This window comes from Streptomyces sp. NRRL F-5135 (genome assembly GCF_000719775.1).
Classification (GTDB): domain Bacteria; phylum Actinomycetota; class Actinomycetes; order Streptomycetales; family Streptomycetaceae; genus Streptomyces; species Streptomyces hebeiensis.
Genome location: NZ_JOHR01000004.1, coordinates 416,189 through 432,206, shown reverse-complemented (window position 1 = coordinate 432,206; position 16,018 = coordinate 416,189). Strand labels below are relative to the sequence as shown.

Genomic DNA, 16,018 nt, shown 5'->3' with positions numbered 1-16,018 from the left:
AGGCCCCTTCCGCTCCTGCGTCGCCTCCCTCCTCCGCCTTGCCGGACTTGCCCCTCGCCCCGCTCCTTCCTCCACCCCACCCATCCGCGCGACCTCTTACGCTTTGGTACCTCGCGTGACGCGCGGGCCGTGACGGTACCTGAACCAGGCCCCCATCGACAGGAGTTCCGAGCATGACCTCATCCTTCGTGTACGCGGCGGCACGAACCCCGTTCGGACGCTTCGGGGGCGCCCTCGCAGGCGTCCGGCCCGACGACCTCGCCGCGACAGCCCTGACTGGCGTCCTGTCCAAGGTGCCCGGCCTTGATCCGGCACTGATAGACGATGTCGTCTACGGCAACGCCAACGGGGCGGGCGAGGACAACCGCAACGTCGCGCGCATGGCCGTACTCCTCAGCGGACTGCCCGTCTCGATTCCCGGATCGACGGTGAACCGGCTGTGCGGGTCTTCGCTCGATGCCGTCATGATCGCCTCCCGCGCGGTGGAATCCGGGGATGCCACCGTCACGATCGCGGGCGGCGTGGAGTCGATGACCCGCGCCCCCTGGGTGATGCCGAAGCCCGAACGCGCGTTTCCCACGGGCGACTCGTCTCTCGTGTCGACCACCCTCGGATGGCGCCTGGTGAACGCGCGCATGCCGAAGGAGTGGACCGTCTCCCTCGGGGAATGCAACGAGTTGCTCGCCGACCGGCTCGGTATCGGCCGGGACCGCCAAGACGAGTTCGCTCTGCGTTCGCACCGCCTGGCCGACGCCGCCTGGAACTCCGGCCACTATGACGATCTTGTCGTGCCCGTTCCCGGCGTCGACCTCACCCGCGACGAAAGCATCCGGCCGAACTCCACCCCGGACGCTCTCGCGTCCCTGCGACCGGCCTTCCGGCCGCAGGGCAGCATCACCGCCGCCAACGCCTCGCCCCTCAACGACGGGGCCGCGGCACTCGTCATAGGCTCCGAGGCCGCGGCGGACTCGATCGGTGCCGAGCCGCTCGCGCGGATCGCAGGCCGTGGTGTCCACGCGCTGGCTCCCCAGGACTTCGGCATCGCACCGGTCGCCGCGGCCGAGCAGGCCCTCGCACGGGCCGGCATCACATGGGCCGACGTGGCGGCGGTCGAGCTGAACGAAGCCTTCGCCGTCCAGTCGATCGCCTGCCTCGACAGCTGGAAGATCAACCCGGAGACCGTGAACGCCTGGGGCGGAGCCATCGCCATCGGCCACCCGCTCGGCGCCTCGGGTGCCCGCATCCTCGGCACCCTCGCACAGCGGCTGCGGTCCGGCGGGGACCGCTGGGGCGTCGCCGCGATCTGCATCGGCGTCGGCCAGGGCCTGGCCGTCGTGCTGGAGAACCCTGCCGCCCGAAGCTGAGTGCCCGCCCCGCGAGCGGGGGCTCCCGGCTCTCCCGCGACGGACGCTCACAGGCCGGCAGGTGGCTGAGACCGGGGTGGGGCCAATCACGCGTAGGGGTGGTTTGCGGGCGGGGTGCTGTGGTGCAGGGGTTGGAGCGGTGTGGCGTTGGCGAGGTGTAAGGGGACACAGCCGGGGCGCTGGGGCCACGGCGAATGCCGGGCGACCGGGCCAGGTGGACGCGTGTGAGCCGCGTCGGCGGCGGACGCTTTCCGCTGCGGACGTCGTCCTCGTCAGCTCGTGCCCGGCAGAGCGTTTTCCAGGAGGACCTCTGCCGCCGCCCGCGCGTGTCGTCCGTAGTCCGGATCACTCAGCACCATGGCTCGGCTGGCGGCCCCGTCCGCGAGAGTGACGAGTTGTTCGGCGAGTGCGGTGGGCTCGCGGCAGCCCAGTTCCGTCACCAGTGCGGTTACCAGCCGCACCATCAGCAGTTTCTGTTCGCGGGCATAGGAGTGGACCGCGCTCCGCGGGTCGGGGAACTCCGCGGCGGCGTCGATGAACGGACATCCGCGCACCGGGGCCGCGTCCGCCGCGGGCGGGACGAACAGTGCGAGGATCCGCTCCCTCGCCGGGATGTCCTCGCGAATCAGCGCGCTCTCCAGGGTGTGGCCCGTCGAGGCGAGGTCTTGGAGATGGGCGATGACCAGGTCGCTCTTGGTCCGGAAGTGCGCGTAGAGGGTGCGCTTGGACACCGGCGCCTGCTCCGCGATCTGTTCCATGCCGGTCGCGTTGATCCCTTGGGTCGCGAACAGCCTGGCGGCGGCGGCCAGGATCCGTTCGCGCCCTCCGCGCCCCTGCCGTCGAGACGCCGTCGTCACCGTGCTCATGAAGGAAGTATACGTTCTCGTTTACTTCGAAGGGAGGGAGTGGCTATAGTAAGCCCACCGGTAAACGCAAACGTTTACTTAAGCGCCCTTGAGGAGAGTTCTATGAGCGGGCTGGTTTTCACCGAGCTGAGCGACTACGCGGAGAAGCTGATACGCGGTCGCCACGCGACACGCGCGTTCCGCCCCGAAGCCGTGCCCGGGGACACGATCCGCGCCATCTTCTCCCTCGCCGGCACCGCGCCGTCCAACTCCAACGCGCAACCGTGGCGGGTCGAGGTGGTCAGCGGCGCGAGGCGCGAACGCCTCTCGGACGCCTTGCGGGCGGCCCACGCCGAACAGCGCGCCTCGGCCGACTTCCCGTACTCCGAGGGCATGTACGCCCCCGTCCACCAGGAGCGGCGGGCGGCGTTCGGCGCCGGTCTGTACGGAGCGCTGGGCATCGGCCCTGACGACCACGCGGCACGCGCGGCCTACGACGCGGAGAGCCTGCGCTTCTACGGGGCACCCCACGCCGCGTTCCTGTTCGTCACCGGCGACGGCGGGGCGCGACTGGCCGCCGACGTCGGCGCCTACATGCAGACGCTGCTCCTGGCCATGGCCGCATACGGCGTGGACAGTTGCCCGCAGGGCCTGCTCAGCTTCTACGCCGAAACCGTCCGGAACGAACTCCGCGTCGACGAAGGAAAGTTGCTCGTGGGTATCTCCTTCGGCTACGCCGACGAGAGCGCGCCGGTGAACCGGGTCACGACCGAGCGGGTCGCCCTGGAGGCAACCACCGCCTTCCACGTCTAGTCCTGTGACCGGGACGGTCCACCGTGGTCGGAAGGCGGCTCGCGGGATGAGCGCACGCCCGACGGCTGGTATTACTGGGGCATGCAGGAAGAGACGGCACGCTCCGCGATCGACACGTTCATCTCCGCCTTTAACGCCTCGGACGACAGCTATGTGACTGCCCTGCTCTCCCAGGCCCTGACCTCAGACGTGGTCTTCTGGGGGCCGTTGGGTCGCAGCGAAGGACTCGCGGCGGTCGAGCGGTTCGTGCTGGACATCCGGCGCCACCCGGCGGGGACCGGCACGATGGTGCGCTGCTCGGCGGTGGACATGCCTGGCGAGTGGGCCCGGTACCAGTGGGTCTTCACCACGCCTGATGGAGGCCCCCGCCTGGCGGGAACGGATGTCGTCCATCTGCGGCGGAGCCTCATCGACCAGGTCATCGTCTTTGCGGGGGAGATCGAGCCGTCCGCCTCCTGAGTCGTCAGGCTGCGGCGTTGAGGGGGCGTCCGCCCCAGCGGATGACCTTCTCGCTGCGGATGCGGGCGCGTTCCTTGCGTTGGGCGGCAAGTACGTCGGGGTGGCGGGCGTTGGCATTGCGCCAGCGCAGGTAGCGGTGCGGTGCCCGGGTTTGCGTGGGGTGGCTGCGGTGGTGGGAGTTGGCCAGGGCGAACTGCCGCAGCGGGCCGAGGTGGGCCTCGATCGGGTTGGCCCAGGATGCGTAGGTCGGGGCGAAGCACGGCTCGACCTTGTTCTTCTTCGCCCAGCGACGGATGTCGGCGCCGGTGTGGGCGGAGAGGTTGTCCAGGATGATGTAGATCGGAGCGCCGCCGGGTCGGACGGCGCGGATCGGCGAACCTACGCGGTCACAGCACTAGCCCGCCAGGTGATCATTCGTCAGACAGGCCCTATGACCGCGTCGCCTTGCCGCACTCGCCCCCGGAGGACTCGCCCTGCCCCACCGGCACGCTGCGGTCGTAGGGGTCGACCTCCGTGCCGGCTTCGGTGGCCCGGCGGTCCGTGCCGAAGGGCGGGATGAAGTAGCCCGTGGGGGCGCCGCAGCCGCCGTTGGTCATGTCGTACTTGTACGAGACGATCGAGAACGTGCCCGGCTCGGTGATCACCTTGCCAGGGTCGTCCCAGCTCAGGACCAGCTCGCGCCGGACGATCGTGCGCACGATCTCGTTGTCGTCGTCGCCCGCGTCCGCAGGGGTGACCGGGTAGACGAAGGTGACGTCGGCGGTCACCTGGAGCGCGCCGCGCTCGCCCTCCCGGTAGGTGAGCCGGCCCCGGGTCTTCACGACGTCGCCGACCAGGTGGGCGCGGGAGGGCTGGAAGCGGCTGAAGAGGAGGAGGGGGTCGCTCTTCTCGCTCGGGGTTCGGAAAGCGGTTTTCAGAAGGTCCTGGATGTCCTTCTGGTGCGGGTTGATCAGTGCGATCGCCTTCTCGGGGCGGTCGCCCCGCAGCACCCCGCGGTCCAGGCCGGACTCGACGAGAAAGTCCCGGCTTCGGGCAAGGGCCCGCTCGACCTCGGCCGCGCTCATCCAGCCGACCGCCCCGGCCTTCGGCACGGTGATGCCCGCCGCTCCGCTCGCCCAGCTCGCCGCCGGCGAACCGCGGAACGGCTCCTCCCGCGTAGGGCGTTGGGCCGGCTCCGCCGGGGGTGCCTGGGTCGGGCGGGCGGTCTCGCCCGGCGGCGGGGAGTCAGCGCCGGCGAACAGGTCCACTGCCCGCCCCGGCGCGAGCGCCATCACCAGCAGCACCAGCGCGGCCAGCAGCCCGACCACGTACCAGCCCGTGCGCCGCTTGGGCCGCGCGGGAGTGTAGCTGCGCCAGCCATCCGGGCCGCGGCCGGGCTCCGCGCGCAGCCGCTTCGCCACGGCGCGGGCCCGCGCCGACGGCTCCTTGGGCGCGTCGGCGACACCCTCCACCGACTCGCGCAGAAACCGCTCCCACTCCTCGTCGGACCTGGACGAGCCGTCCGGCTCCGTACCCGCGCCCATCCCCAACCCCCTGGCAATCAGTACACCGCGGCCCACTCCCCTGGGACACGTCCGCATGATGACACAGAGCGCTGACAGCGAGGATGGCCGAGCGGACGGTGTGGGCAGCGCCACGCTTTCTCAACTGGACAGCTGAAGCGCTCCCACCGGGGCGGGTGCGACTCCAGGGGACCGCCGACGGTCTCGCCGGGCCGTCAGACGGTGGAGGTCTCGCGCCAGAGCCGGGCGAGTTCCGGGTCTCCCGTAACGGTGAGGTGGACCCTGCCGGTGTGCGCCAGCAGGTCGCGGATATGCCAGCCGGGGCAGGTGGGCACCTCCATGTCCGGGCCGCCCTCGGCCGCGGCATCCGCCAGCAGCCCGCCCTCCCGGGACAGTGACGCGACGTGCTCAGCCGTACGCACGGTCCCCACCACCTACATGCGGCAGCAGCGTCGGCGCTCCGATTTGGCTTCCTGCCGCCCATGATGTGATCGATGGGTTCACGCCACAGTCGATCTGACTTGACCACATCGAAGAGGGAACGGGATGTCCGAGGGGTTCAAGCGGCGTACGCCGAGCCGATTGGGTGAAGGCGCTGCGCTGAAGGAGGAGATTCTCGGGGCTGCGGCGCGGTTGCTGACGGAAACCGGGAGGGAGCAGGACCTGTCGTTGCGAGCAGTCGCGCGGGAGGTCGGTATCGCGGCGCCCAGTATCTACCTGCACTTCAAGGACCGGGCCGAGTTGGTCGAGGAGTTGACACGACGAGCGTTCGGAAGGCTGGTCGCCGAGCTGCGCGATGCCTGGGAGGAAGAAGAGGCAGCCGGGCCACGCGCGGCGCTGGGCGCGATGGCGCATCGCTACTGTCAGTTCGCACGGGACAACCCCAAGATCTACCGGCTGATGTTCGGCATCGAGCGGATTGAAGGGTCCCGAGAACGGGCGACCTCGCATCCCTTGTGGACCGTGCACCAACTCTGGGTCGAAAAAGTTGCCGCCTGCCGTGCGGATCGCAGCGGGCACGAGCAGGTCGAGCGCTTGGCCAAACTGTTGTGGTCCGCCCTGCACGGGCTGGTGGGACTGGCGATGGCGGTGCCCTTCCCGGCCGACCAACGGAATCTGGCGCAGCTGGTTGATGACTATCTCGACTTGATGCTGTGAACCGCCCGAATCACCACTGCCTTGACGTGTTCGCCCAACTCGGCGTCCGGGACGCCGATGACCGGGGCAACGCACCGGACACTTCGGGGTGCGTGACCAGGACGTTCTCCGACCTCGCTGTTCCGTCCTCGATACTCCGGGCCCACCTCTGTCAGCGCAGGGCCGTGGCGTTGGCAGGCGAGCCGACTCCACCGGTCAGATGGAGGGGTTTGACGGTGACCAGGCTGTCCCAGCGTCCAGTGCGCCTGCAGTCCCGGGCGAGAGTGGTGAGGTTCCACAACTCGCCGAGGGGAAGGCCCAGTTTGGCGATCAGTTCCTGGTGCATCATCCCTTGGTCCTCGGGCGCACTGTGGTGGAAGTCGCTGTCGGGCAGCACGGGGAGGACCTCCACGGCGAAGGTGTCCGTGGCCATGAGGGCGATGCGGTGGTCCCAACACCAGGCGGCGAAAGAGCGGCTCCGCGCGAAGCCGGTGGCGCGTCGTTCGGCACGGACCTCGGCGCGTTGGCCGGGGGTGACGGTCAGGTACCAGTCCGCCCAGCCGGTGTGAACGAGGACGAGGTCGCCGGGTTCGACGCGGCAGCCCTGCTCGGCCAGGGTCTGGTCGAGGAGGCCGGAGGTGAGGGTGGGGCCGTCGGCGTGTGAGAGGGGGGCGCCTCGGTCGCGGAGCAGGCCTTCGATGTCGATGAGGAGACCGCGTCCGGCAAGCGGTGTGTCGGCCCAGAGCTGGACGCCCAGGCGGGGGCTGCGAGGGGTGATCGCTTCATCGGGGACGCCGTTGTAGAAGCCGTAGCCGGAGGCCCGGCGATGGCGCAGTCCGTCGATCTGTGTACTGGCCTGCAGATGAAAATTGTCCAGGACGTCGTCGCGGGCCTGGTCGTGCTTGGCGGTGATGCGGTGCCGGGGAACGCCGCGGGCCTTGGACATGGGCGGGTCGAAGGCGTCCAGCGGGTGGTCGAGGTTGAAGGCGTGTCCGTCGACGACGCGGGCGGCGGCACGACGGATCTGCCGAGGGCCGGCGAAGTTGGCCATACCGCGCTCGGGCAGGTCGGGGAACAGGTGCCAGGAGGAACCGGGCGGGGCGTCGATGCGCCGGGTGAGTTGCCGGTAGGTGGGAAAATCCATGGGGGACCTTCTGTCAAGGGCAGCGGGCCGCGATGGCGTCCGCTGCCCGGCGTACTTCACCGATGATGCGGGGCCGGTCGTCCTCGGTGAGTTCGTTGGGGGAGCCGCTGACGCTGAGCGCGCCGAGCGTCTCCTCGCCGCGACGGATCGGCGCACTGATGGCGATGACGTTGAGGACGCGTTCGCTGAGGGACAGGGCGTATCCGTCGCCGCGGACGCGGCGGAGGTCGTCCGCCAGTGCTTCGGCGGTGACCTGCTCTCCGGAGACGCGGGTGAACGGGGTGGACCGGTCGATGAACGTGCGGAGTTCCGGTTCGGACAGCCACGCGGCCAGGGCCTTGCCCGCGCCCAGGGTCAGGGGCAGCTTCTCGCCGATGGGCAGTTGGTAGCGCAAGGGGTTGCGGCCCTGCACGCGGGCGATCAGCAAACGGGCGAAGGCCACGCGGACGAAGAGGCTGGCGGTCTGGCCCGTGGTGGCGGCCAGTTCCTGCAGGACGGGGAGGGCGACCTGGCTGAGACGGTTGTTGACCAGGAAGGCGTGCGCGGTGGCCACGGCGGCCGGCCCGGCGACGTAACCACTGTCCTCTCTGGCCGCGTAGCCGCGTTCGACGAGCGCGTTCAGGATGCGCTGGGTGGTGGCGACGTGCAGTTCCGCGCGGCGTGCCACCTCGCTCAGGCGCAGTGGTTGCCGGGTGTCCTCCAGGACGCCCAGCACGTCGAAGGCCCGGTCGAGGGAACGCATGGCGGAAGCGGGGGCGGTGGCCATTGAGGGCTCCTGGATGGTCTGCTCGGCACGCGACGTCTTGATAAGCATTATCAGCGTACGAGGAGAAGGTGGTTCGCACGTGTGCCATCCAGGGCGGTCGTCGCTTCAGCCCCCGGCGGGGCGCGGTGGAAGCGAGACTTCGCGAGATGTCCTCGCCGGTCTCGTCCCGCGGGTGTCGCGGCTTCCGGTACGAGAGCGCGAAGGAGAGGATGCCGCACACGCCGGCGGCGACGCACATGGCGGGCTGGGCGCCGGTTTCGACGTTCACCACCCATCCGGCATCACCGAGGACGATGCCGAGGGCCTGGCCCGCGACGACGACGAGGCCGCCGGCCAGGAAGACCAGGACGCTGAGGCGGAAGAGCAGTTGGAGCAGACGGTGTGCCATGACGCGGTCTCCGGTTTCAGACGGGCAGGACGCCGGTGGCCACCGCGGCGCCGATGAACAGGATGGGGACGCAGTAGTACGTGAGCAGGGGCTTGAAGGTACGGGCGGGATCAATCCCGGCGATGCCGCTGGCCACGTAGATGGGGGCTCCGGAGGGGGCGAGGCACCCTCGGTCGAGGCGAAGATGAGGACCGCGACGCAGGCGGTGGTCGGTGGCGCACCAGCGCCGACCAGCGACGCGACCGCGACCGGTCCGATGGCCGCCATCGTGGCACTGGCGGTGAGCGGGATGGCCACGCCGACCACGAGGACACCGACGATGAGCGCCATGATCCACAGGGGCGCGTCCACCCCGGCCAGCAGGTCGGTCAGCTGTTCGGGCAGTCCGAGTTCACCCAGCACATTGGAGGCCGAGAAGGCGGCCACGATGGTGACCCCGATGACTCCGAACTGGGGGGCGGCGTCGCCCAGCACCCGCCACCACTCCCTGCCGCCGCGCGGCAGGTGGCGGCGGCCGAGGACGAGGACCGTGGCGATCAGCAGGACGGGGATCCAGGTGATGAGACTGATCGCGTCCGACATCTTGGCGCCGACCCAGTCGGTCAGGGCGCCGCCCGACGGTCCCCGTGTCATGAGCAGCGGTACGAGGATGCCGACGAAGAGGAACAGGCTCGTCCAGCCCGCGTTCAGGCTGGCTCGCAGGGGCATCAGGTCGGCGCGGTCCATGGGCTGGATGCCGTGGCGGCGCACCATCACGTAGGCAGCGACCAGGCGGTAGCCGAGGCACCACAAGCCGCCGAGGAAGAGGGGCAGCACGATGTCGTCGGTGGTGGCCAGGGACGCCACGCCCGCCGAGCCCATGAGGATGAACATGGTGGAGCTGAAAGGGAAGGTCACGCCCATGCCGGCCCCGCCGGCGGCGACGGTGGCGGCGAGTTCACCGCTCACCTTGGAGCGTTTCATCCAGGGAATCGTCACCGAGCCCACCGCCGCGGTGACGGCCGCTCCGACGTGGGCGATGGTCCGCTTCAGCTCCGGTGCGGCGGCGTTCATGTCCGCGTACACCGTCGTCGGCTGCAGGTGTGGAGCCGCTTCCCGCGCCGCGGCCAGTGCCGCCTTCCCACCGGTCAGGCCGAGTACCAGGTCACAGCCCTGTACGGCGTCGGCCGTGGAGACCGCCCGTGCGGCACCGGCCGGGGTGGGAACGTCCCCCGGATCGAATCCGGTCACCTGCCAGCCGTTGTCCAAAAATCCTGCCGCATACAGAGCTCCGGCCTCACCCAGGCCCAGAATGCCGACCTTCACGCAACCGGGCCCGGGAAGCGGCCAAGGCACCGGCCGTCGCGCGTGTCCAGGAGATCGGACGCGGAGACGGCACCTACGTCACCCGCTTCGCCCTGCCGTACCACCCTGCGGCTAGTTTGTGTGCGGGACAGGTACGCAGGCCCGTGGCGGCAGAGGTGCACGGGGAAGGGAGGTCGGGAAGAGTGTCGCTGCGCGGAGGTGACCCAGCGGAGATCGGCGGCTATCGGCTTGAGGCACGGCTCGGCTCGGGTGGCATGGGCACGGTCTTTCTGGCCCGTACGGGTTCGGGGCGACCTGTCGCGATCAAACTGATCCACCAGCAGTTCGCGGGGGACGAGGAGTTCCGCATCCGTTTCCGCCAGGAGGTGGCGGCGGCGAGGCGGGTGAGCGGCGCGTTCACCGCCGCCGTCGTCGACGCCGCCCCCGAGGCCGATCAGCCGTGGATGGCGACGACCTATATCGAGGGCCGGACGCTCGCCCAGCACATCGCCACGGAGGGGCCGCTGAACGGAGCGGAGCTGAGGAGGCTCGCCATCGGGCTGGCGGAGGCGTTGCGCGACATCCACCGGGTGGGGGTCGTCCACCGTGACCTGAAGCCCTCGAACGTCGTGCTCTCGCCCGAGGGACCGCGCGTCATCGACTTCGGCATTTCGCGCGCCGCGGACCAGCAGACGCTGACGATGACGGGGCGGGTCATCGGTACGCCGCCCTTCATGTCGCCGGAGCAGTTGCAGGCGCCACGTGGTGTGGGGCCGCGGTCCGACGTCTTCTCGCTGGGGACGCTGCTGGTGTACTCGGCGACGGGTCAGGGGCCCTTCGACGCGGACAGCCCGTACATGACGGCATATCAGGTGGTGCACGAGGAGCCGTCGCTGGGTGCCGTGCCGGTGGCTTTGCGCGCGGTCGTCGAGTCGTGCCTGGACAAGGACCCTGAGGGGCGCCCCTCGGCGGACGAACTCCTCGTGCTGCTGAGGGACCTGCCGACCGACCTCGGTGGGACCGACGCTAACGGGGCCGGCGCGGGCTGCACCCGCGACACGGTCACCCGGCACAACTTCGAGACGCGGGGCACCCCGGCGCCGACCGGCCCGGCCACCGCCCCGGCCGCTCCCGGTACAAGGAGCACGGGCACCCCCATCCGCCGCCGTCCGCTGCGCCGATGGCGTCCTGTGCTCGCGGCCGCGGTCGCGGTGGCGGCGATCGGCGGGGGAGCCGCCGCCATGAAGGCGGGCGGCTCCGGGGGGAACAGCGGCGGCGACCAGGGCGACAGCGTCGCGGCGCCGGGTGCCGCACTTCCGGACGGCTTCGAGCCGTGGCGCGAGACCGTGCCGGGCGGTCGCGAGGACATCCCGGACGAGCTGCGTTGCGTCGCGCGCGACGACGCGCTGTTCTGCGGGGGCGGCGGTGTTGTCGCGACCCGTATCAGAGCCTTGGACGGTTCACGGGTGTGGACGGCGAAGAGCCCGGGCGTACCCGTCCAGGGCATGCACCTGGTGGGCGCCACCGACGACACGGTGCTCGGTTACCGCTTCGCCGCCGAGGACGCCCCACAGGACCCTCCCAGCGAGGTGGTGGCCATCGACGCGGACAACGGCCGGGAGTTGTGGTCCGTACCGTCCGGCGCCCAGTCGACGGCCGTCACGGGCCGGACTCAGGACGCCCTTGTGGTCGGCTCCGCCGTCGTGACGGTGGACGCTTCCAACTCCCGCTTCGAGGCGCGGGACGCGCACAGCGGTGAGGTCACCTGGACGACGTCGTTCCCCGCGGGTACGCGGTGCGCTCCCGTGCCGGTGGGCCCACAGCTCTTCGCGATGTGCGCGACGGACGTGGAGGTGGATGCCTCGGAGGTGCGCCACCCCACCCTGTACTCGGTCGACCGCGCCTCGGGGACACTGGGCGAACGCATCGCGGTCAACGGTCCCGCCGTGCCGATGGGCGTCGCCGACGGCAGGCTCGTACTCCTTCGGGTGCGCATGGAGGGAACGGCGTCGGCCGGCTACGACGGGATCGCGCGGGTCGACCCGGTCTCGCGGAAGGTCACGTACTCGCGACTGGCCAGGACATACGCAGGGACGCCCGGCATGGCGGACGGCACCGTCTACGTGAGTGGACAGACCGGTCTCGTCACGGCGCTCGACCCCGTGACCGGCCGGAAGAAGTGGTCGCGGCAGACCGGCGTGGAGGGTGCGTCGGGTCCCGTGGCGGGAGCCGACGCGCTGTATTTCAGCTCGGCCACCGGCCGGGTGGTCGCGTTGTCGCCGCACGACGGCAAACTCCTGTGGACCACGGACCCGCAGGCCGATGGTTTGACGGGCGAGCAGGGTGCGAGCCCGCGCGTGACTGTTGCGGGGCGTGCGGTGATCGTGGCCGCGGACAAGAACACACTTTTCGCCTTCGACGCGCGGAAGCCGCCGAAGCCGGGCGGCACCGGCTGACGGGCGCCGTCGGCCCGGTTGAGCAGCGGTTCGACAGCGGGGGTTGCCCGGGGGGCGGGTGGGCCCGCAGTATTCCTCCGCGCACACTTGGCGCGATCGTCCGTCTCGGAGGTATGAGAATCGTGCGGTACTTAAAGCTCGGCACCACCGGCCTGGATGTCTCCCCTCTCTGCCTGGGGTGTATGAGCTACGGCGTTCCCGATCGCGGCGTGCACCCGTGGACCCTGACCGAGGACGCCGCCCGTCCCCTGCTGCGGCAGGCCGTCGAGGCCGGCATCAACTTCTTCGACACCGCCAATGTCTACTCCGACGGCACCAGCGAGGAGATAACCGGTCGTGCGTTGGCCGACTTCGCGCGGCGGGAGGAGATCGTGCTGGCCACCAAGATCTACGCGGCCATGAGGCCGGGCCCGAACAGCCGCGGTCTGTCCCGCAAAGCGATCATGACGGAGATCGACGCGAGCCTGCGTCGCCTGGGCACTGACTACATCGACCTGTACATCGTCCACCACTGGGACGCGTCGACGCCGATCGAGGAGACCATGGAGGCCTTGCACGACGTCGTCAAAGCCGGCAAAGCCCGCTACCTGGGCGCGTCGAACATGTACGCCTGGCAGTTCGCGAAGGCCCAGTACACCGCCGAGCGCCACGGCTGGACGAAGTTCGTGTCCATGCAGAGCCACTACAACCTCCTCTACCGCGAGGAGGAGCGCGAGATGCTCCCGTTCTGCGCGGACCAGGGGGTCGCCGTCACCCCCTGGAGCCCTCTGGCCCGCGGACGACTGACGCGCGACTGGGACGACCTCAGCGCCCGCCAGGAGACCGACGAGCTCGGCAAGACCCTCTATCAGGAGGGCGATCGCGAGATCGTCGAAGCCGTGGCGCGCGTCGCCGAAGGCCACGGTGTGCCTCGTGCCCAGGTGGCGCTGGCCTGGCTGCTGCGGCAGCCCACCGTGACCGCGCCCGTCATCGGCGCCACCAAGCCCCAGCACCTCCACGACGCCCTCTCGGCTCTCGAACTCCAGCTCTCCGAGACCGAACGCAAGGTCCTGGAGACCCCGTACCGGCCACACACCATCGCCGGCCTCGACTGAGCCGCCCGGCCGTGGGCCCGGCCGCACTCTTTCCGGGCCCACGGCCGACACGCTCCGGCAGCTTTGTGTGCTCGCGATCACCCGGGCGGCGGAGCAGTGGAGTTCCGGGCAACGAGCCCGGGCTGCGGAGCCGCCCTCGATCCCCGGCGGCCGGGGCCCGCCGTCAGCCGGGCCTCGTTACAGGCCGACCTCGCGGCAGCCGACGCCCGCACCGCTCGCCGCTGCCGCCCGCGCGGCCAACCGCGAGTTCATGGCCCGGCAGGAACGGTGCGCCGGGATCGACCGGTCCCGTGATGGCCTCCCGCTCGCGGACGTAGTCACCGGCGGAACCTCCAGCAGACCCAGGCGAGGCAGGCAAGGAGCGCGGTGACCGCCAGGTCGCCGATGCCGATCACGGCGCCCGGCTCCCTGGAAGCGATGCTGCCGACAGCGAGTGCCGCGAAGAGCACTGCGAGCCCTGTCCAGATACGTGTCACGTCCGCCCCCATCGCAGATCAACGGCCACCGTACCGCCGCTGCGATCTGCGGCACCTGGCACGCCTGACCTTCGGCCGCACGACAGCGGGCCGGCTCGAATCGTCTTGACCTTCGTCGTCTTGTCCGTCTGGCCTGCCACGCGATGCCCTCGCAGGACGGCGCCCTGTCCACCGTCCCCGCCGTCATGCAGATGCTCGGCAAGTGGGCCTGGTGGCTGCCCGCACCGCTGGCCCGGAAACTGCCCAAGGTATCCATCGAACGCCCCGAGCACGGCTGACCAGCGGCACGACGCAGTTCGGATCGCCGCCGATCTGCGTCATCTCCGCAGTGCGCAGCGCCCCGGCCTTCGACCGTCGGACCTACAAGCACCGCGACCTCGTAGAACGGTGCTTCACCCGCCTCAGGCGGTGGCGCGCCATCGCCACCAGGTACGACAAGACCGCGCAGTCCTGCCAAGCGGCCGTCACCCTCGCATCGCGCATGATGTGGGCCTGACACTTTGAAGCCTAGCCCTTGACCGCGCCGGAGAGCATTCCGCGGATGAACTGCCGCTGACAGAACACATACAGGGCGACCACCGGGAGGGAGATCAGCACCGCCGCCGCGGCGAGCAGGTTGATGTGCACCAGGTAGCGGCCCGAGAAGGCGCCGAGGCCCAGCGTCAGCGGCTGGTGTGCCGGGTCGGAGACCAGGATCAAGGAGAGGAAGTAGTCGTTCCAGGTCCACATGAAGTTCAGCAGGATGAAGGTGAACACCGCGGGCCGGACGACCGGCAGGTAGATCCGCCACAGCATCGTCCAGGTGCCGGCGCCGTCCATCTGAGCCGACTCGCCGATGCTGGAGGGCACCGAGCGGAAGGCCGCGCGCATCCAGAAGGCGCCGAAGCTCACCCCCGTTCCCACATGGGCGAGGACAATGCCTTGATAGGTGTCGGTCAGTCCCCAGTACTGGAAGTCGTAGTACAGCGGAACGATGATCGCCTCCAACGGGATCATGATTCCGAACAGGAGCAGGGGGAAGAGCAGCTTCTCCCCCACGACCCCCAGGACTCCGAAGGCATAGCCGCTGAGGACGGCCAACACGGTCGAGACGGCCACCGCCGTGCCGGTGATGATGACGCTGGACTTCAGGTACTGGGCGAAGTCTGCCTGCTCCCATGCGTCGGCGAAGTTGGACCACCGCAGGTGGCCGAGGTCCAGCTGCCCGGAGACCTCGGGGCTCAACGCGACCCCCAGGATCCACGCCACCGGGAAGAGCACCGCCAGCGTGAGTACCGTCAGAATGAGGTAGTTGAAGGTCTTCTCCCGCTTGGAGATCATCAGTCGTCCCCTTCCGACAGCTTGACCACGACCAGCGAGACGATGAGTGCGACAAGCGCCAGTACGACGCCGATGGCGCAGGCCGCGCCGACATCCGGATTGGCGAACGCTCTCTGGTACAGCACCACGGTGGGGGTGATGGTGGAGGTGCCCGGCCCTCCCCTGGTGGTGAGCCAGACGATGTCGAACACCCGGATCGCGCCCAGCAGGGTGAGCGTCAGTACGACGGCGAGCTGGCCGCGCAGGCCCGGCAGGGTCACGGAGAAGAACTCCCGTACGGGGCCGGCCCCGTCCATGCGGGCGGCGTCATAGAGCTCGCCGGGGATGTTCTGCATTCCCGCGGCGAACAGCACCATGCACAGTCCGAACGCCGCCCAGGTGCCGGCGAGGCCGAGGGCAGGAAGCGCCCAGGTGAAGTCGCCGAGCCAGCCGCGCGTCAGCCCGTCCATGCCCAGGGCGGTCAGGACGGCGTTGAGAGGGCCGTCGGGGGCGTAGATCTGCTTCCACACCACGGCGATGACGGCCGGGGTGAGGACCTGGGGCAGGAAGATGAACCAGCGGTGGATCCCGGCACCGCGCACGTCCTTGCGTGCCGCCAGCGCCGCACTCGTCAGTCCGAGGACGATGGGCAGGAGGGAGAAGAAGACGATGAAGTACAGGGTGTGACCGACTGCTCGACGCAGCGTCGGATCAGTGAGGAAGCCGGTGTAGTTGTCGATCCCCGCCCAGGTGGCCGCGGTGATTCCGTCCCAGTGGTAGAGCGACAGGTGTGCCCCTTGCCCGGCCGGGAGCAGCACGACGAGCCCATAGACGAGCAGTGCGGGGGCGAGGTAGGCCAGGCCCAGAAGGCGCCGTCGGCGCCGGTACGAGGGCGTACCTGTGCGGCCGGTGCGACGAAGTGGTGGCCGCCGGTCCCGGGCGTCCGCTGTACCGACGCGGGGAGCGTGGCTCTCGTTGAGTATGGTCACGA

The 16,018-nt window shown here is 70.0% G+C and carries 16 protein-coding genes and 2 pseudogenes; 8 read left to right on the top strand and 10 right to left on the bottom strand.

Annotation, left to right across the window (positions count from 1 at the left end; translation table 11 throughout):
* Window positions 1-173: 173 nt before the first annotated feature.
* Complete coding sequence (locus IG02_RS0108745; RefSeq protein ID WP_030743866.1) at window positions 174-1,364, top strand: thiolase family protein; 1,191 nt, start codon at window positions 174-176, stop codon at window positions 1,362-1,364.
* Between the two features lie 272 nt (window positions 1,365-1,636).
* Here IG02_RS0108745 and IG02_RS0108740 read toward each other — a convergent pair whose 3' ends face one another.
* Entirely contained in the window at window positions 1,637-2,230 is a 594-nt protein-coding gene (locus IG02_RS0108740; RefSeq protein WP_030743864.1) for a TetR/AcrR family transcriptional regulator, read from the bottom strand.
* A 102-nt stretch (window positions 2,231-2,332) separates the two neighbouring features.
* Here IG02_RS0108740 and IG02_RS0108735 point away from each other — a divergent pair, with 102 nt between their 5' ends.
* Window positions 2,333-3,022, top strand: a complete 690-nt coding sequence (locus IG02_RS0108735) for a nitroreductase (RefSeq protein WP_030743861.1) — start codon at window positions 2,333-2,335, stop codon at window positions 3,020-3,022.
* A gap of 81 nt (window positions 3,023-3,103) precedes the next feature.
* Window positions 3,104-3,481 carry a nuclear transport factor 2 family protein gene (locus tag IG02_RS40450; protein ID WP_030743858.1) on the top strand — a complete coding sequence of 126 codons (378 nt, stop codon included), beginning with the start codon at window positions 3,104-3,106 and terminating at the stop codon, window positions 3,479-3,481.
* Window positions 3,482-3,485: 4 nt separating this feature from the next.
* On the opposite strand, the pseudogene IG02_RS40445 reads toward IG02_RS40450, so the two are convergent.
* The 3 genes and pseudogenes from IG02_RS40445 to IG02_RS0108720 all read right to left on the bottom strand — a co-directional run.
* Window positions 3,486-3,851 (bottom strand): annotated as a pseudogene (locus IG02_RS40445) (transposase); the annotation flags it as partial.
* A gap of 58 nt (window positions 3,852-3,909) precedes the next feature.
* Window positions 3,910-5,004, bottom strand: a complete 1,095-nt coding sequence (locus IG02_RS0108725) for a hypothetical protein (RefSeq protein WP_030743856.1) — start codon at window positions 5,002-5,004, stop codon at window positions 3,910-3,912.
* 194 nt (window positions 5,005-5,198) lie between these two features.
* Window positions 5,199-5,405, bottom strand: a complete 207-nt coding sequence (locus tag IG02_RS0108720; protein ID WP_078854312.1) for a maleylpyruvate isomerase N-terminal domain-containing protein — start codon at window positions 5,403-5,405, stop codon at window positions 5,199-5,201.
* A 124-nt stretch (window positions 5,406-5,529) separates the two neighbouring features.
* Between IG02_RS0108720 and IG02_RS0108715 the strand changes: the two genes are divergently transcribed.
* Complete coding sequence (locus IG02_RS0108715; protein WP_030743852.1) at window positions 5,530-6,141, top strand: TetR/AcrR family transcriptional regulator; 612 nt, start codon at window positions 5,530-5,532, stop codon at window positions 6,139-6,141.
* Window positions 6,142-6,292: 151 nt separating this feature from the next.
* On the opposite strand, the gene IG02_RS0108710 is transcribed toward IG02_RS0108715, so the two are convergent.
* The 3 genes and pseudogenes from IG02_RS0108710 to IG02_RS36095 all read right to left on the bottom strand — a co-directional run.
* Window positions 6,293-7,264, bottom strand: coding sequence for a cyclase family protein (locus IG02_RS0108710; protein ID WP_030743850.1), 972 nt, complete (start codon window positions 7,262-7,264; stop codon window positions 6,293-6,295).
* Window positions 7,265-7,277: 13 nt separating this feature from the next.
* The gene (locus IG02_RS0108705) at window positions 7,278-8,078 is read right to left on the bottom strand and encodes an IclR family transcriptional regulator (RefSeq protein WP_234314665.1); all 801 of its coding nucleotides are present in this window, start codon (window positions 8,076-8,078) and stop codon (window positions 7,278-7,280) included.
* Between the two features lie 553 nt (window positions 8,079-8,631).
* A pseudogene (locus IG02_RS36095) lies at window positions 8,632-9,381 on the bottom strand (TRAP transporter large permease subunit); the annotation flags it as partial.
* Between the two features lie 524 nt (window positions 9,382-9,905).
* Between IG02_RS36095 and IG02_RS0108690 the strand changes: the two are divergent.
* On the top strand, window positions 9,906-12,158 hold the full coding sequence (locus IG02_RS0108690) for a serine/threonine-protein kinase (RefSeq protein ID WP_030743843.1): 2,253 nt from the start codon (window positions 9,906-9,908) through the stop codon (window positions 12,156-12,158).
* 122 nt (window positions 12,159-12,280) lie between these two features.
* Complete coding sequence (locus IG02_RS0108685) at window positions 12,281-13,252, top strand: aldo/keto reductase (protein ID WP_030743841.1); 972 nt, start codon at window positions 12,281-12,283, stop codon at window positions 13,250-13,252.
* Window positions 13,253-13,569: 317 nt separating this feature from the next.
* Here IG02_RS0108685 and IG02_RS41445 read toward each other — a convergent pair whose 3' ends face one another.
* Entirely contained in the window at window positions 13,570-13,728 is a 159-nt protein-coding gene (locus IG02_RS41445) for a hypothetical protein (RefSeq protein ID WP_158712264.1), read from the bottom strand.
* A 143-nt stretch (window positions 13,729-13,871) separates the two neighbouring features.
* Here IG02_RS41445 and IG02_RS43425 point away from each other — a divergent pair, with 143 nt between their 5' ends.
* Together IG02_RS43425 and IG02_RS41440 are read left to right on the top strand one after the other, a co-directional pair.
* Window positions 13,872-14,006: a hypothetical protein gene (locus IG02_RS43425; RefSeq protein WP_267958495.1), complete on the top strand. Its 135-nt coding sequence runs from the start codon at window positions 13,872-13,874 to the stop codon at window positions 14,004-14,006.
* Window positions 14,007-14,056: 50 nt separating this feature from the next.
* Window positions 14,057-14,224: a transposase gene (locus tag IG02_RS41440; protein WP_158712263.1), complete on the top strand. Its 168-nt coding sequence runs from the start codon at window positions 14,057-14,059 to the stop codon at window positions 14,222-14,224.
* Window positions 14,225-14,235: 11 nt separating this feature from the next.
* On the opposite strand, the gene IG02_RS0108665 is transcribed toward IG02_RS41440, so the two are convergent.
* Both IG02_RS0108665 and IG02_RS0108660 read right to left on the bottom strand, forming a co-directional pair.
* On the bottom strand, window positions 14,236-15,048 hold the full coding sequence (locus IG02_RS0108665; protein WP_030743837.1) for a carbohydrate ABC transporter permease: 813 nt from the start codon (window positions 15,046-15,048) through the stop codon (window positions 14,236-14,238).
* A complete protein-coding gene (locus IG02_RS0108660; RefSeq protein WP_234314664.1) occupies window positions 15,048-16,016 on the bottom strand; it encodes a carbohydrate ABC transporter permease in 969 nt (322 codons plus the stop codon). Before IG02_RS0108660 ends, IG02_RS0108665 begins: the two co-directional genes overlap by 1 nt.
* Between the last annotated feature and the right edge of the window lie 2 nt (window positions 16,017-16,018).

Bases quoted from the DNA above. Each gene is read 5' to 3' on its own strand.
- IG02_RS0108745 (WP_030743866.1), top strand. From the start codon at position 174: ATGACCTCATCCTTCGTGTACGCGGCGGCACGAACCCCGTTCGGACGC.
- IG02_RS0108740 (WP_030743864.1), bottom strand. From the start codon at position 2,230: ATGAGCACGGTGACGACGGCGTCTCGACGGCAGGGGCGCGGAGGGCGC.
- IG02_RS0108735 (WP_030743861.1), top strand. From the start codon at position 2,333: ATGAGCGGGCTGGTTTTCACCGAGCTGAGCGACTACGCGGAGAAGCTG.
- IG02_RS40450 (WP_030743858.1), top strand. From the start codon at position 3,104: ATGCAGGAAGAGACGGCACGCTCCGCGATCGACACGTTCATCTCCGCC.
- IG02_RS0108725 (WP_030743856.1), bottom strand. From the start codon at position 5,004: ATGGGCGCGGGTACGGAGCCGGACGGCTCGTCCAGGTCCGACGAGGAG.
- IG02_RS0108715 (WP_030743852.1), top strand. From the start codon at position 5,530: ATGTCCGAGGGGTTCAAGCGGCGTACGCCGAGCCGATTGGGTGAAGGC.
- IG02_RS0108710 (WP_030743850.1), bottom strand. From the start codon at position 7,264: ATGGATTTTCCCACCTACCGGCAACTCACCCGGCGCATCGACGCCCCG.
- IG02_RS0108705 (WP_234314665.1), bottom strand. From the start codon at position 8,078: ATGCTTATCAAGACGTCGCGTGCCGAGCAGACCATCCAGGAGCCCTCA.
- IG02_RS43425 (WP_267958495.1), top strand. From the start codon at position 13,872: ATGCCCTCGCAGGACGGCGCCCTGTCCACCGTCCCCGCCGTCATGCAG.
- IG02_RS0108665 (WP_030743837.1), bottom strand. From the start codon at position 15,048: ATGATCTCCAAGCGGGAGAAGACCTTCAACTACCTCATTCTGACGGTA.